Source organism: Mesorhizobium sp. B1-1-1 (assembly GCF_006442955.1).
Taxonomy (GTDB): domain Bacteria; phylum Pseudomonadota; class Alphaproteobacteria; order Rhizobiales; family Rhizobiaceae; genus Mesorhizobium.
The window spans coordinates 335,695-350,786 of the sequence record NZ_VFWW01000004.1 but is presented as its reverse complement, the minus strand read 5'-3'; the positions used below and the strand labels follow the sequence as shown (position 1 = coordinate 350,786).

15 protein-coding genes are annotated in these 15,092 nt (G+C 64.9%); 6 read left to right on the top strand and 9 right to left on the bottom strand.

All coding sequences use genetic code 11. The features are described from left to right. Nucleotides 1-9: 9 nt before the first annotated feature. Both FJ986_RS09980 and FJ986_RS09975 read right to left on the bottom strand, forming a co-directional pair. Nucleotides 10-705, bottom strand: coding sequence for a hypothetical protein (locus FJ986_RS09980; RefSeq protein ID WP_140674153.1), 696 nt, complete (start codon nucleotides 703-705; stop codon nucleotides 10-12). A gap of 471 nt (nucleotides 706-1,176) precedes the next feature. Next, the gene (locus FJ986_RS09975) at nucleotides 1,177-2,169 is read right to left on the bottom strand and encodes an adenosine kinase (protein WP_140523618.1); all 993 of its coding nucleotides are present in this window, start codon (nucleotides 2,167-2,169) and stop codon (nucleotides 1,177-1,179) included. A gap of 217 nt (nucleotides 2,170-2,386) precedes the next feature. On the opposite strand from FJ986_RS09975, the gene FJ986_RS09970 reads away from it, so the two are divergent. Continuing rightward, nucleotides 2,387-3,271, top strand: coding sequence for an EamA family transporter (locus tag FJ986_RS09970; protein WP_224705481.1), 885 nt, complete (start codon nucleotides 2,387-2,389; stop codon nucleotides 3,269-3,271). A gap of 418 nt (nucleotides 3,272-3,689) precedes the next feature. Continuing rightward, nucleotides 3,690-4,403: a sulfate transporter family protein gene (locus tag FJ986_RS09965; protein ID WP_140674151.1), complete on the top strand. Its 714-nt coding sequence runs from the start codon at nucleotides 3,690-3,692 to the stop codon at nucleotides 4,401-4,403. Between the two features lie 11 nt (nucleotides 4,404-4,414). Here FJ986_RS09965 and FJ986_RS09960 read toward each other — a convergent pair whose 3' ends face one another. The 5 genes from FJ986_RS09960 to FJ986_RS09940 all read right to left on the bottom strand — a co-directional run bounded on the left by FJ986_RS09960 (nucleotide 4,415) and on the right by FJ986_RS09940 (nucleotide 8,092). After that, complete coding sequence (locus FJ986_RS09960) at nucleotides 4,415-5,413, bottom strand: proline racemase family protein (protein WP_140674149.1); 999 nt, start codon at nucleotides 5,411-5,413, stop codon at nucleotides 4,415-4,417. Between the two features lie 13 nt (nucleotides 5,414-5,426). Beyond that, nucleotides 5,427-6,227: an oxaloacetate decarboxylase gene (locus tag FJ986_RS09955; RefSeq protein ID WP_140523629.1), complete on the bottom strand. Its 801-nt coding sequence runs from the start codon at nucleotides 6,225-6,227 to the stop codon at nucleotides 5,427-5,429. A 152-nt stretch (nucleotides 6,228-6,379) separates the two neighbouring features. Then, complete coding sequence (locus FJ986_RS09950; protein ID WP_181165289.1) at nucleotides 6,380-7,039, bottom strand: HAD family phosphatase; 660 nt, start codon at nucleotides 7,037-7,039, stop codon at nucleotides 6,380-6,382. Beyond that, nucleotides 7,039-7,524: a dUTP diphosphatase gene (gene dut, locus FJ986_RS09945; protein WP_140649441.1), complete on the bottom strand. Its 486-nt coding sequence runs from the start codon at nucleotides 7,522-7,524 to the stop codon at nucleotides 7,039-7,041. The genes FJ986_RS09950 and dut overlap by 1 nt, the downstream gene beginning before the upstream one ends. 97 nt (nucleotides 7,525-7,621) lie before the next feature. Further along, on the bottom strand, nucleotides 7,622-8,092 hold the full coding sequence (locus FJ986_RS09940) for an Lrp/AsnC family transcriptional regulator (RefSeq protein ID WP_140497095.1): 471 nt from the start codon (nucleotides 8,090-8,092) through the stop codon (nucleotides 7,622-7,624). A gap of 116 nt (nucleotides 8,093-8,208) precedes the next feature. Here FJ986_RS09940 and FJ986_RS09935 point away from each other — a divergent pair, with 116 nt between their 5' ends. Then, entirely contained in the window at nucleotides 8,209-8,457 is a 249-nt protein-coding gene (locus FJ986_RS09935; RefSeq protein WP_140512988.1) for a DUF6356 family protein, read from the top strand. Nucleotides 8,458-8,471: 14 nt separating this feature from the next. Next, complete coding sequence (locus FJ986_RS09930; protein ID WP_140580523.1) at nucleotides 8,472-9,266, top strand: class II glutamine amidotransferase; 795 nt, start codon at nucleotides 8,472-8,474, stop codon at nucleotides 9,264-9,266. Between the two features lie 42 nt (nucleotides 9,267-9,308). Here FJ986_RS09930 and FJ986_RS09925 read toward each other — a convergent pair whose 3' ends face one another. Then, nucleotides 9,309-10,376: an FAD-binding oxidoreductase gene (locus tag FJ986_RS09925; RefSeq protein WP_140674147.1), complete on the bottom strand. Its 1,068-nt coding sequence runs from the start codon at nucleotides 10,374-10,376 to the stop codon at nucleotides 9,309-9,311. Between the two features lie 140 nt (nucleotides 10,377-10,516). Here FJ986_RS09925 and FJ986_RS09920 point away from each other — a divergent pair, with 140 nt between their 5' ends. Next, a complete protein-coding gene (locus FJ986_RS09920) occupies nucleotides 10,517-12,109 on the top strand; it encodes a peptide chain release factor 3 (protein ID WP_140497087.1) in 1,593 nt (530 codons plus the stop codon). A gap of 170 nt (nucleotides 12,110-12,279) precedes the next feature. Here FJ986_RS09920 and FJ986_RS09915 read toward each other — a convergent pair whose 3' ends face one another. Then, nucleotides 12,280-12,747: a VOC family protein gene (locus tag FJ986_RS09915; protein WP_140497085.1), complete on the bottom strand. Its 468-nt coding sequence runs from the start codon at nucleotides 12,745-12,747 to the stop codon at nucleotides 12,280-12,282. A gap of 269 nt (nucleotides 12,748-13,016) precedes the next feature. Here FJ986_RS09915 and ilvD point away from each other — a divergent pair, with 269 nt between their 5' ends. Next, the gene (ilvD, locus tag FJ986_RS09910) at nucleotides 13,017-14,861 is read left to right on the top strand and encodes a dihydroxy-acid dehydratase (RefSeq protein WP_140664105.1); all 1,845 of its coding nucleotides are present in this window, start codon (nucleotides 13,017-13,019) and stop codon (nucleotides 14,859-14,861) included. Nucleotides 14,862-15,092: the final 231 nt, after the last annotated feature.

Here is a 15,092-nt window from a genome sequence, read left to right as displayed (position 1 = left end):
TGGTCGCGCTTAATCCGCGGAAAACACCCGCGCCGCCTCGACGACCTCCTTGACCTGGTCTTGCCGCAGCAGGTCGATGGGAATGCGCTCGTCGAGCAGCGCCGAGGGGCGGGTCAGCCACAGCCATGCCAGCCTCGGATTGCCGATCAACGACAGCACGTCTCGAATGCCCGCCACCGGCCTGCCGTCCACGAACTGCGCCAGCGGGAAGACGTGCTTGCGGCCGCCCTTGCGCAAGGCGACCACCTCGCCCCGCCTTTGCCAGCGGTGCAGGGTCGAGCGGGCAATGCGCAGGTGTTCCTCCAGATAGGTCGAACCGGAGACCCGCCCGGCCCAGTCTTCGATCAGCATCGATTCGAGATCGTCGGACTGGGTGCGCGGAAGCGGGGAGGCGGGGCCGTCGAAACCCGCCGACGGATTTGTGGCGCCCGCGGTGCCGGCTTCGCTGCGGCGCGCGGCTTCCACGGCCAGCGCACGCACGAATTTCGACGCCAGCCCCGGAAGGTCGGCATGGATGGCATCGATGGCGCGCTGATGCTTCGGCGACAGCAAGGTGAGGGCGGACGCTATGCTGCCGGCGATCTTGCCGACCGAGACCATGGTGGGTTTGTTGATGGCCTCGTCATAGTGGGCAAGCGCCCGCTCGACCTTCTCCGCGACCATGTCCGCGAAGTCGTCTTGTTTGGTTGTATGAAATCTGTTCATGCGTCTGTCTTCTGGCCGCGAGCGCTCCTCCCCGATCGCGGCCCGTTGCTGAATTTCTAATGTGGAAAGCGGAAATCGCGGCGGCAACAAATCCGGCCGCCCGACAGCTTGCTGTCTTGCATCTTGGCACCCCAACTGGCTGAGGGCGCCCAAATGTCAGTCAAGGACGCCCCGATTGCGTGTAGGTGCGATGTGTGACAGCCGCGCGACGGTGAAGCTGCCGATCTCCCCCCTCGTGGGGGAGATGCCCGGCAGGGCAGAGGGGGGCGCGAAGGATCGCTAGGTTGCGGTGGTTCCCTTCCGCGTGCCCATACTCTTCGAACTGGCGCCCCGACATGACAGTACGCTCATGCCGTTCATTTCGGGCTTGGCGGCAGTGTAGAACCCTGGAGATGCCAGCGGGACAGCGCCCCCTCTGGCCTGCCGGCGATCTCCCCCACGAGGGGGGAGATCGGCAGCTTCACCGCCCCCCTACAGCAGCCCCGCCAGTTCGGCCTCGCGACGCAGATTCTGCCTTGGCCTCGGCCCGATCTGCTGGATCACCAGGCCGGCCGCCAGTGAGCCGAGATCGCCGCAGGTCTTGAGGTCGCGGCCTTGCGTGTAGCCATGCAGGAAACCGGCAGCGTAGAGATCGCCGGCGCCTGTCGTGTCGACCAGCTCCTTGATGGCGGTCGCCTGGATGACGACGGTCTCGTCGCCGCGCGCGATGACCGATCCTTTTTCCGAGCGCGTCACGGCGGCGACCTTGCAGTCCTTGCGGATCCGGGCCAGCGCCTCGTCGAAGGACGAGGTCTGGTAGAGCGACTTGATCTCGTGGCTGTTGGCGAAGACGATGTCCACGGTGCCCGAGCGCATCAGCTCGAGGAACTCGTCGCGGTAGCGGTCGACGCAGAACGAATCCGACAAGGTCATCGACACTTCGCGGCCCGCCGCGTGCGCCAGCTTGGCCGTCTGCCGGATCGCCTCCTTGGCGCGCGGCGGATCCCACAGATAGCCCTCGAAATAGGTAACCTTGGCGCCCGACGCCTTGTCGGCCTCGACATCCTCCGGCCCGAGCTCGACGCAGGCGCCGAGATAGGTGTTCATCGAGCGCTCGCCGTCGGGGGTGACGAAGATCATCGAGCGCGCCGTCGGCGGCTCGCCCTGAAGCGGCTTGGTGTCGAAGGCGACGCCCTGGGCATGGATGTCATGCGCATAGATCTCACCGAGCGCGTCGTTGGAGACCTTGCCGAAGAAGGCGGCGCGGCCGCCGAAGGAGGCAACGCCGGCCGCCGTGTTGCCCGCGCTGCCGCCGGACGCCTCGATCGCCGGGCCCATGCGGCTGTAGAGCAGTTCGGCGCGGTGCGTGTCGATGAGGTTCATCGCGCCCTTGATGATGCCATTGGTCTCCAGGAATTCCTCTTCGCACTGGGCGATGATGTCGACAATCGCGTTGCCGATGCAAAGCACGTCATAGTCCGGCATCAATGTCTCCGCCAAAATCCGCGCCGGCTTCTTGCCATGCCGGCCGGGCGCGGGTCTAGCGATTTGCAACCGGTTTGCCTAGGCCATGTTCATATCGCCTGACGCCTAGGCGCTACGACAATTCGGTCGTGGCCGAAGCATTTTACCGCGGCTTTGCCTAAAAAGGGCCGTTCGATCCCGGTCCGAAGGCGGCAAGCCCATGCCTGCAAGAAACGACATGAACACCGATCTGGCGCTGCTCGCCCTCCTGGCGGTGCTTTGGGGCGCCTCCTATACGTTCATCAAGATCGGCGTCGAGACGATCCCGCCGGTGACGTTCATCGCCGCCCGCACCTTGATCGCGGGCGCGATCCTGCTGGCCATCATCCGCTGGCGCGGGCTCGCCATGCCGGGCGATGCAGCGAGCTGGCGTCGTTTCGCCTTCCAGGCGTGCCTCAACAGCGTCATCCCGTTCACCCTGATCGCCGCCGCCGAGCGCTCGGTGGATGCCGGCCTCGCCACCATCCTCAACGCGACGTCGCCTATCTTCACCTTCCTGTTGACCGCGCTCATCACCCGCCATGAACCGGTGACGCTGCGCAAACTGATCGGCGTCGGCGCCGGCATTGCCGGCATCTGCCTCATCGTGGGCACACAGGCGCTGGGCGGTCTCGGCCATGAACTTTGGGCGCAGCTTGCCATCGTCCTTGCAACGGTCTGCTATGCGGGGGCGGCGATCTTCGGCCGAGGCTTCAAGGGCCTCGACCCGATGCTGCCCGCCGCCGGCTCGATGCTCTGCGGCGCCGTCATCCTGGTGCCGCTCAGCCTCGCCGTCGACCAGCCCTGGACCTTGGCGCCGTCGACGGCGTCGATCCTGGCCTTGCTCGGCCTGTCGGTGTTTTCGACCGCGCTGGCCTTCGTCATCTATTTCCGCCTGATCCACACGCTGGGCTCGGTCGGCACGACCTCGCAGGCCTATCTGCGCGTGCCGATCGGCGTCGGCATCGGCGCCGTTTTCCTTGGCGAAAGCCTGGGTTCGACGGCCTGGCTCGGCATGGCCTTCGTCGTCGCCGGCGTCGCGGCCATGACCATTCCCACCCGCAAGCCGGCGCTCGCACAATAGGCAGACAGGGCAATCGCCTCAGACCAAATGGCTCCGATTGTCGAGGTAGCGCTGCCCCTCATCCGCCTGCCGGCGTTCGTCACTCGAAAAGCCAAGCAGTTGGCTTTTCGTCCGCTTCGCGGACCGCTCCTCAACTCCCCGTACATGACGGGGAGAGGGGCGCTGTCATCACCGGGTTCGCCAAACCACCACATTGCAATGAAGGCGTCGGCGTTGCGGCCAGCTCATCTCTCCCCGTTCTACGGGGAGAGATGTCCGGCAGGACAGTGAGGGGCGGCGCCGGCGCTCGCAAGAGGGGTGATGCGGAGAATTCCAGACCTGAAAACCGCCCTGAACCCCGCGACAGGTAATAGAGGCTTGTGACCGGCGAACCTGCTGCCTATCCTCCCGGGGCAATCCGCCGAAGCGAGGAAGCACCGTGATCTCCAGCGCCGCCCGCGCCGCCGCCGGCCAGTTGTTCTCGCCCGAATTCCGCGCCGTCTTCCTCAAGACGCTAGGCCTGACTGTGCTTGCTCTGGTCGGCCTGTGGTTCGGGCTGACCAGCCTCGTCGAGTGGCTGGCGCTGCCATGGCTGCACACGCTCTTTCCCGGCCTGCCGTCCTGGGCCGGTTGGCTGGGCGGCATCATCGCGGCCATCGCGCTTGCCTTCGGCATGGCGCTGCTCGTCGCGCCGGTCACGGCCGTCATCGCCGGTCTGTTCCTCGACGATGTCGCCGAAGTGGTGGAGCGTACCGATTATCCCGGCGATCCGCCCGGCCGCGCCATGCCGGCGCTGCGCTCGCTGGTGCTGGCGATAAAGTTCTTCGGCGTCGTCGTTTTGGGCAACATCGTCGCCCTGCTGCTCCTGCTGGTGCCGGGCATCAACATCGCCGCCTTTTTCATCGTCAACGGCTACCTGCTTGGGCGCGAGTTCTTCGAATTCGCCGCTATGCGCTTCCGTCCGGAAGAAGAGGCCAGGGCCTTGCGCCGGCACCATGCCGGGACGGTCTTTCTCGCCGGCCTGGTGATAGCGGCCTTCCTTGCCGTGCCGGTGCTCAATCTGGTGACGCCGCTCTTCGCCGCAGCCATGATGGTGCATCTGCACAAGGCGATCTCGGCCCGGCCCGATCGGGGGAGCAAGCCGTCCCGTTGATGCGCCAGTCCCTACCGCAGCAGAAAGCCGCGCCCCAGTTCGTCGTCGGGCTCGACGATGAATTCCGCCCGGCCGCAATAGTAGGCGCGGCCGCCGACGCGGGCGATGATCGCTTCATGCGGTCCGGCTTTCGCCGTCCGCGCCACCGCGCCGGAAAAGCGCGAGCCGGCGATGCTCTCGAAAGTGCGTGTCTGGCCTGTTGCGATCTCGCCCTTGGCATGCATCGCCGCCAGCCGGGCGGTGACGCCGGAGCCGGTCGGCGACCGGTCGACCTGCGCCTCGGCGAAGACGCAGACGTTTTTCGTCGGCTCACCCGAAAACGTATCCCGCCCGTCCGTCAAAATGGTGCCGTAGAGAAAGGCGAGGTCGACATGGTCGGGGTGTGACAGGGGGAATTCCTGCTTCAGCCTTTCGGTCAGCGCCGTCGCCGCATCGACGAAATCGCGCACCCGATCGCGGCCGAATTCCAATCCGAACTGGTGGCAGTCGGCCAGCGCGTAGAAGGCGCCGCCATAGGCGATGCCGAAGCCGATCGCGCCGTAGCCGGGCAGCTCGATCCTGCGGTCGCGTGCGAACAAGAAAGCCGGCACGCTGTCGAACGACACAGCACCCGCCTTGCGGTCGCGCACTTCGACCGAGGCGACGACCATGCCGCAGGGCGCCTCGATGTTGACCATCGTCACCGGTTCCTGCTTGGCCACCAGCCCTTCGTCGACGGCATAGCGGCCGAGCGCGACGATGGCGTGGCCGCACATGGTCGAATAGCCCTCATTGTGCATGAACAGCACGGCAAGGTCGGCGCCCGGCAAATCGGGCTCGACCAGCAGCGCGCCGTACATCTCGTAATGTCCGCGTGGCTCGAACATCAGGATTTTCCGGAGATGATCGAGATGGTCGCGCACATAGGCGCGCTTTTCCAGGATCGTGCCCTTCGGGATATCGGGATAACCCCCGGTGACGATCCTCAGCGGCTCGCCGCCGGTGTGCATGTCGACGACGGTCAGCGTCATGTGTCCGGCCCGCTTATCCCGATTTGCCAAACAGCGCCTGCAACTTGCCGAAGGGCATGGCGGCGCGGGCGAAGCCGAACGTGCCGTCCTGCTGGATCTCGCGCGCCGCCGTTTCCAGCATGCCATAGGCGAAGTTGGTGAGCCACGGCCCAAGCGAAACGCGCTTTGCCCCGGCCGCGGTCAGATCGGCAATGGTGAAGTCGGGCCTTGCCATGACGTTGACCGGCTTGCTCACCGCCGAGCAGACCGTGCGCACCATCTCGACGTCGCCGATGCCCGGCGCGTAGAGCACGTCGGCGCCCGCCTTCTCGAATGCCTGCAGCCGCTTGATCGTGTCGTCGAGGTCGGACTTGCCCCAGAGGAAGTTCTCCGCCCGCGCGGTGAAGACGAAATCGCGTTTCAGCGCGCGGGCCGCTTCCGCCGCCGCCGCGACGCGCTCCACCGCGTGCGAAAAATCATAGATCGGCTTGTTCGGGTCGCCGGTGTGGTCCTCGATCGAGCAGCCGGCAAGGCCGGCGGCTTCAGCCGCGAAGATGGTTTCGGCGGCCTGCTCGGCGCTGTCGCCCTTGCCGCGTTCGAGGTCGGCCGAAACCGGCAGCTCGGTTGCCGCCGTCACCTCGCGGCAATGATGGATCATCTGGTCGAAGGTCACCGCGCCGTCCGGCAGGCCGCGCGAGAAGGCGAAACCGGCGCTGGTCGTCGCCAGCGCCTTGAAACCGAAGGATCCAAGCAGCTTCGTCGTGCCGACGTCCCAAGGGTTGGGCATGACGAAGGTCGAGGCATGCAGGTCGCGAAAGATCTTGCCCTTGTCCATGGAAGTTCCCCCATCGTGTTGAGTGCGATGGCGCGGATTTTAGCTTGCCCGCCTTGCCCGGGCAAACGAATGCGGTTGGCTCAGAAGCGTTTCGCGTTCTCTGCTGACAATTCGTCCGGCGCGTCCTCGCAACCCCAGAAAAACGGTCCAGATCAGTGGATTGGCACCAGTCCGGCCAGTGTGCGCATGTCGTCGAACAGGATGCCGCCGGCTCGCATCAAGCCGTCACGGTCGCTGTAGGGATCGCCATGATAGGAAAATACCCGCATGCCGGCGGCGATGCCGGCCTGCGTGCCGGCGACGCTGTCCTCGATGACGATGCAGTCGGCAGGCGCAAAGCCCATCGTCTTGGCCGCATGCAGGAACAGGTCCGGAAACGGCTTGCCGCGCGCGACCATGGTCGAGGAAAACATCGCATGTTCGAACAGCGGCAGCAGGCCGGTCTGGCCAAGCGTGATGTGCATTTTCGACACCCTGGCCGAGGTGGCGACGCAATAGGCGATGCCGGCCGCGCGGACAGCCTCGACGAACTCCCGGACATAGGGAATCGCCTCGACCCCATGGGCGAACAGGTCCGGCAGCCCTGCATTCCAGCGCTCGACGAAGTCGGCGCCGAGCCTGACGCTGGTCTCTTCTTCGATCTGCTTCTGCACTGAGACCATGCTGCGGCCGGAGAAGTTCTTGCGGCAATGTTCAAAGCTGGTGGGATACCCGGCTTCGCTCAGCCATTCGGCGAGACGCCGGTTGGCCAGGTTCTCGGTATCGACCAGAATCCCGTCGCAGTCGAAGATGACAAGTTTCGGTATGTTCATCAGGCCGTGCCGGTCGAGCCGAACCCGCCCGAACCGCGCGCCGTGCCGCCGGCCAGGGCGCGCTCTTCGACGCCCGCCTGCGTCACCGCGGCGAACACGATCTGGGCGATGCGCATGCCGCGCGTCACCGCAAAATCCTCGTCGCCGAGATTGACCAGCAGCACCTTCACCTCGCCGCGATAGTCGCTGTCGATCGTGCCCGGCGTGTTGAGGACGGTCAGCCCGTGTTTGAAGGCAAGGCCGGAGCGCGGCCGCACCTGGCCTTCCATGCCTTCGGGGATTTCCAGGATCAGTCCGGTCGGCACCAGCGCACGTTTTCCCGGCAGGATCAGCAGCGGCCGATCGTCGGGCACCGCCGCGCGCAGGTCCATGCCGGCGGCGCCGGGGCTTTCATAGGCAGGGAGGGGGAGTCCTTCCCCATGCGGCAACCTTACGAAGCCGACGGTCGGACCGATGACGGAGGAATTTTGGATGGCTGCGCGCATAAAATCGATCCTATCGGCGCGATTGCCGATTCGGTCAATTCGCCCTCGACCCTATCAACGGCTTTCTTTCGGGCATCACTATGGCCGGAGCCAATCCTTAGCGCACTTCCATCGGCACCACTGTGGTCTCCTTGATCTCCTCCATCACGAAGGACGCCGAAACGTCCGACAGCGCCACCTTGGCGATCAGCCGCTGGTAGAGCCGGTCATAGGCCTTCACGTCGGCGACGCGGGCGCGCAAGACATAGTCGAGGTCGCCGGACATGCGGTAGACTCCGGTGATCTCGGAAAAGCCTGTCACCGCCGCCCGGAATTTCTGCAACCACTCGGGATCATGATTTGAAGTCCGGACCAGGATGAACACGGAGAGGCCGAGCCCGAGCTTCTCGGCATCGACCAACGCCACCCGGCCAGTGATGACGCCATCCTCCTCCAGCCGCTTGACGCGCCGCCAGCAGGCGTTGCGCGACAAGGCTACCCGTTCGGACAGCTGATCGACCGACAACGTGCCGTCGCGTTGCAATTCGGCGAGCAATTTCCGATCGATTTCGTCGATTTCGATGGCCATGTGGGATGTTTGTCCCACGAACAAGCAAAATACAAGGACATTTTGAGACCGATGAACCGACGAACCGTGCCAGGATACCCCATATCAGGAACTTTAAGCGCTGAAGGGGAAGCAGCATGTCGGTCGCAAGGATTTTCACCTCCCATCCGGCCAAGGTCGGCGAAACCTATTTCGGTCACATGGCCTTTGCCGCCTGGTTTTCCTCGCGCCTGCTGACGGCCGCCGGGGCCGCCCTCGTTCACGCTTTCTTGCCATTTCTGTTCGAGACTACCGCCAGCCGAATCGTCCGCGAACTTTACGAGCGGACGCACAACAGAGGTTCGCACGCGGTCAAGGAGCCCAAGGCCCTTCCGGACCGCGCCTAGGAACGGACGAAGCGATGTGCCGGTGGGCGGCCTATCTCGGTGAAGCGGTCTTCCTCGAAAACATCCTCACGGCGCCCTGCCACTCGCTGATCGCCCAGAGCCATTGCGCCGAGGAAGCCAAGTCGCCGACCAATGGCGATGGTTTCGGCCTTGCCTGGTATGGCGACCGGCCCGAGCCCGGCCTCTACCGCGACATCCTGCCGGCCTGGTCCGATCCCAATCTGAAGAGCTTGTGCCGACAGATCAAATCCGGATTGTTTCTCGCCCATGTGCGCGCCTCGACCGGCGGCGCCACCAGCCGCATGAATTGCCATCCCTTCATCTCGGGCCCTTGGTCGTTCATGCACAACGGCCAGATCGGCGGCTTCGAGAAGATCCGCCGCGCGCTGGAAAATTCGCTGTCCGACGCCGTCTTCGACCAGCGCGAGGGCACCACCGATTCCGAGCTGTTTTTTCTCCTGATGATCGACGAAGGGTTGGCCGCCGATCCGCAAGGCGCCGTCGCCCGTGCCACCAGCCGCGTGCTGGAGGCTTCGCGGCGTGCCGGCATCGAGCCGGCGCTGAAGCTGACGGCCGCCCTTTCCGACGGGCAGGCGCTCCACGCGGTCCGCTACGCCACGGACGACCACGCGCCCACCCTCTATACCGCCTCCAAGGGCGGCGGCCGCTGCATCGTCTCCGAACCCTTCGACCGTGAAGGCGGCGACTGGCAGGCGATCCCGCCATCGAGCTTCATCACCATGACCAGGGATGGCATGAATATTCAGCCGTTTGCGCCGGCCCCCGCGAAGCTGGCGTTGGCCGGGTAGCCTCCTCGCGGCGCGAATTGCCGTAGAGAGCCGTCCACCAAGCTATTGAGCGAATCGATCCAACCCATAGGGCGCCAGCAATGGATCACGCTCGCCGTCGAGGATTTCGCGCGCGGCGAACAAGCCGACCGCCGGCGCCAGCGTGATGCCGGAATGCGTGACCGCGATATAGAGGCCGTCCATGCCCTCGGCGCGGCCGATGATCGGGAAGCCGTCGATCGGCGTCGGCCGGTAACCGAGCGTATGGAAATCGAGCTCCAGGCCGTCACCGCCGCGCAGCATGGCCTGCAGCGCCGCAAACAGCTCGCGCGCCGTCGCCGCCGCATCCATCCCCGGATCGGCACCGCCGAAATCTGATCCGGCGATGATGCGGCCTTGCGCCGTCTGGCGCATGTGCAGCCGCTCGGTCAGCACCAGCCCGTTGAGCAATTTTTTGTAAGGCCGCGAATGGACGATCAGGCCGGGCGGCATTTCGATCGGTAGCCTTATGCCGGCCGTCGCGGCAATCTCTGGCGAGCCGACGCCAGCCGCGATCACCACCTCGTCGGCGGCGAGCAGGCCATGGGCGGTGTCCACGCCCGTCGTCCTGCCCCCGGTCTGAACAAGCGCTGTAACCGTGCTGGAGACGAAGCGCGCACCGCGCCGTTCGGCGTCGGCCAGCAGCGCGTTCGTCGCTGCGACCGGCTCGGCGACACCCTCCTCGGCGACATGTAAGGCAAAGTCGGGAAGCCCGGCGAGATTGGGCTCGATGCCGACCGCGCCGGCGCGGTCGACCCGCCTGATGCCATAACCCCAGGACGAATGCTCCGCCGCATAGGCCTCCAATTTGTCCGCCGGCAAGTCCCAGCACAGCCCGCCGCACCAGGCGAGCGGAAGGCCGGGCAGGTCCTGCGCCAGCCGCGACCATTCCGCCATGGAGCGGATGCGCAGCCGGAAATACGGTTCCGGATTGCCCCAGCTGGCATTTATCCAGGCAAACGAGTTCGGCGTCGCCACGCCGCCGGCAGCGCTGTCGGCAATGACCGTCACCTGCGCGCCCGCCTTGGCCAGGTGCCAGGCGATCGAGGCGCCGATGATGCCGGCGCCGATGACGATCACTTTCTTGCTCATGCAGGATCTCCATCGAACAGGTCTTCTGATGCCATCGCGTCGTCCCTATCTCAAGAGCCGGCGGACCAATCCGGGCAAATCTGTTCGACAGGCCGGGAAAGCGCTGCTAGAAGCCCGCGCCACAGACAGGATTCCATAAATTGGCTGAAGACATCGAACAGGCGGTATCGCGCCGCCGTACTTTCGCGATCATCGCCCACCCGGACGCCGGCAAGACGACGCTCACCGAAAAGCTGCTGCTGTTCGGTGGCGCCATCCAGCTTGCCGGCGAGGTCAAGGCCAAGAAGGACCGCATCCAGACCCGATCGGACTGGATGAAGATCGAGCGCGAACGCGGCATTTCGGTCGTCACCTCGGTGATGACGTTCGAGTATGAGGACAATGTCTTCAATCTGCTCGACACGCCCGGCCACGAGGATTTCGCCGACGACACCTACCGCACGCTGTCGGCGGTCGACTCGGCGGTCATGGTCATCGACGCCGCCAAGGGCATCGAGCCGCGCACGCTGAAGCTGTTCGAGGTCTGCCGGCTGCGCGACATCCCGATCATCACCTTCGTCAACAAGATGGACCGCGAGAGCCGCGATCCCTTCGAGATACTGGACGAAATCGAGCAGAAGCTGGCGCTCGATACCGCGCCCATCACCTGGCCGATCGGCCGCGGCAGGACGTTTTCGGGCACTTACCACCTGGCGCTGAACGCCGTGCGCAAGGGCGATGACGAGAAGGAACGCACTCCGGTCAACGGTCCCGATTCCAACCGCGTCGCCGGCCTGTTGCCGGAAAACGAGCGCGAGGCCTTCATCGAGGAGCTGGAACTCGCGCGCGAAGCCTGCCGTCCGCTCGACATCGACGCCTTTCGCGAGGGCCATCTGACGCCGGTCTATTTCGGCTCGGCGCTGCGCAATTACGGCGTGCGCGACCTGATCGAGGCGCTCGGCGCTTTCGGGCCGCCGCCGCGCGCGCAGGATGCCGACACCCGGATGGTGGAGGCGACCGAGGACAAGATGACCTCCTTCGTTTTCAAGATCCAGGCCAACATGGATCCCAACCACCGCGACCGCATCGCCTTCGTGCGCGTCTGCTCGGGCAAGCTCGAGCGCGGCATGAAGGCCAAGCTGGTGCGCACCGGCAAGCCGATGAGCCTGTCTGCGCCGCAATTCTTCTTCGCCCGCACCCGCGTCACCGCCGACGAGGCCTTTGCCGGCGACGTCGTCGGCATCCCCAACCACGGCACGCTGCGCATCGGCGACACGCTGACCGAGGGCGAGGAAATCCTGTTCCGCGGCGTGCCGAACTTCGCCCCGGAAATCCTGCGTCGTGTGCGGCTCGGTGATGCGATGAAGGCCAAGAAGCTGAAGGAGGCGCTGCACCAGATGGCGGAGGAGGGCGTCGTGCAGCTGTTTTCGCCGGAAGACGGCTCGCCGGCCATCGTCGGCGTCGTCGGTGCGCTGCAGCTCGACGTGCTGAAGGAGCGGCTGAACTTCGAATACACACTGCCGGTCGAATTCGAGATGTCGCGTTTTTCGGTCTGCCGCTGGATATCGGCCGACGACAAGACGGAAGTGCAGCGCTTCATCGAAGCCCATCGCGGCGACATCGCCCGCGACCTCGACAACGACCCGGTGTTCCTCGCCCAGCACGCCTTCTCGCTGAACTACGAAGCCGAGCGCTGGAAAGCGATCCGCTTCGCCACGATCAAGGACTATCAGGTCCGCGACAAGGCGGCTTGAGGGGCGGTCTTCCCTTCTCCCCGTTCACGGGAGAAGGTGCCCGAAGGGCGGATGAGGGGCAGCGCCGGCCTCAAAAATCAATGGACAGCCCTGCCCTTCGCAGGCTCAGGGCGTTCGAAGCTCGGAAAAGCCAATCAATTGGCTTTCCGTCCGCTTACGCGGACCACTTCTCACCCCTTCGCCGCCTCTTCGATCTTGGCGATGTCGATCTTGCCCATCTTCATCATCGCACTCATCACCCGGCCGGCCTTTTCCCGGTCCGGATCCTGTAGCAGGCGCGGCAGCTGTTCCGGCACGACTTGCCAGGAGACGCCGAACTTGTCCTTCAGCCAGCTGCACGGGCCGGGCTCGCCGCCCTCGGTGAGCCTCTCCCAGAAATAGTCGACCTCTTCCTGCGTCTTGCAGTCGATCGACTGCGACATCGCCTCGTTGAACTTGAATTGCGGTCCGCCGTTGAGTGCCTGGAACGGCACGCCGTCGAGCTCGAACGTGGTCAGCAGCACTTTGCCTTCATCGGCGTGGCCCTTGGGCCAACGCATGACGCTCAGAACCTTCGAATTCTTGAAGATGGAGACATAGTGGTTCATCGCCTCTTCGGCCTGTCCATCGAACCACAGGCAGGTGGTGATCTTTTGCATGTCGTGCTCCTCGGTTGCTTCTTGCTGCTACAATGGAACGGCTGTCTGAGAAAATGGTCCCACTCCCTTGCCGTTGATCCAAGGACGGGCGTCCGGCAGGCGATCCGACACGGGAGGCGATCTTTTTCGCAAACTCTGAATTTTTCTGGAGAATCTGGCGCATTGCAAAAATGTGGCCAGACAATAATTGCCGGTCTATAACGCCTGCGATCCATATTCAGGGCCGCGACGCTCCGCATCGGGCGCAGCCAGCCAGCTAAGGAAAGTTCATGCCTGCCTATCGCTCCCGCACCACCACCCATGGCCGCAACATGGCCGGCGCCCGCGGCCTCTGGCGCGCCACCGGCATGAAGGACAGCGATTTCGGCAAGCCGATCATCGCCGTGGTCAACTCCTTTACCCAGTTCGTGCCGGGCCACGTCCACCTGAAGGATCTCGGCCAGCTGGTCGCGCGCGAGATCGAGAAGGCCGGCGGCGTCGCCAAGGAATTCAACACCATCGCCGTCGATGACGGCATCGCCATGGGCCATGACGGCATGCTCTATTCGCTGCCGTCGCGCGAACTGATCGCCGATTCCGTCGAGTACATGGTCAACGCCCACTGCGCCGACGCCATGGTCTGTATCTCCAATTGCGACAAGATCACGCCCGGCATGCTGATGGCCTCGCTGCGCCTCAACATCCCGACCGTCTTCGTCTCCGGCGGGCCGATGGAAGCGGGCAAGGTGGTGCTCGCCGGAAAGGCGCAGGCGCTCGACTTGGTCGACGCCATGGTCGCCGCCGCCGACGACAAGATCTCCGACGAGGACGTCAAGGTCATCGAGCGCTCCGCCTGCCCGACCTGCGGTTCCTGCTCGGGCATGTTCACCGCCAATTCGATGAACTGCCTGACCGAAGCGCTCGGCCTGTCGCTGCCGGGCAACGGTTCGACACTGGCGACGCACGCCGACCGCAAGCGGCTGTTCGTCGAGGCCGGACACTTGATCGTCGATCTCGCCCAACGCTACTACGAGCAGGACGACGAGACGGCGCTGCCGCGCAGCATCGCTTCAAAGGGCGCGTTCGAGAACGCCATGACGCTCGACATCGCGATGGGTGGCTCGACCAACACCGTGCTGCACATCCTGGCCGCGGCGCATGAGGGTGAGGTCGACTTCACCATGGAGGATATCGACCGGCTGTCGCGGCGGGTGCCCGTGCTGTGCAAGGTGGCGCCGGCCAAGTCCGACGTGCACATGGAGGACGTCCACCGCGCCGGCGGCATCATGGCGATCCTCGGCCAGCTCGACCAAGCCGGACTGATCAACCGCGACCTGTCGACCGTGCACACATCAAGCCTCGGCGAGGCGCTCGATCATTGGGATATTTCGCGCACCTCAAGCCAGAACGTGCGAGATTTCTTCCTCGCCGCGCCCGGCGGCGTGCCGACGCAGGTCGCCTTCAGCCAGGATCGTCGCTGGGACGAGCTCGATCTGGACCGCGAGACGGGCGTTATCCGCTCGGCGAAGACGCCTTTTTCCAAAGACGGCGGCCTTGCCGTGCTCAAGGGCAACCTGGCGCTCGACGGCTGCATCGTGAAGACGGCCGGCGTCGACGAGTCGATCCTGAAATTCACCGGCCCGGCGCGGGTGTTCGAAAGCCAGGATGCCTCGGTCAAGGCGATTCTCTCGAATGAGATCAAGGCCGGCGACGTCGTCGTCATCCGCTATGAAGGACCGCGCGGCGGCCCCGGCATGCAGGAAATGCTCTATCCGACCAGCTATTTGAAATCGAAAAGCTTGGGCAAAGCTTGCGCGCTGATCACCGACGGGCGCTTCTCCGGCGGCACGTCGGGGCTCTCGATCGGCCATGTCTCGCCGGAAGCCGCCGAAGGCGGCACGATCGGGCTGGTGCGGGAAGGCGACACGATTGAGATCGACATCCCCAACCGCTCGATCCGCCTCGCCGTGAGCGATGAGGAGCTCGCCAGCCGCCGGGCGGCGATGGCGGCCAAGGGCGCCCTGGCCTGGAAGCCCGAAGAAAAACGCAAGCGCAAGGTGACGACCGCGTTGCGCGCCTACGCCGCCTTCGCCACCAGCGCCGACAAGGGTGCGGTGAGGCACGTTCCGGAGTAGCGCTCGAATCGGCCAGGTTCGTGCTGCCCCTCATTGTCCTGCCGGACATTTCTCCCCGTAAGTGACGGGGAGAAAGGGCTATAACCAAAGATTTCGCCAATTGTAGACGTTGCAAAAATGGCGGCGAGGTCGCAGCATCTCCCTTCTCCCCGTCTCTATACGGGGAGAAGGTGCCGGCAGGCGGATGAGGGGCGGCGCCACGTGGCAAGATTTTTCGCCCACCGCGATCAC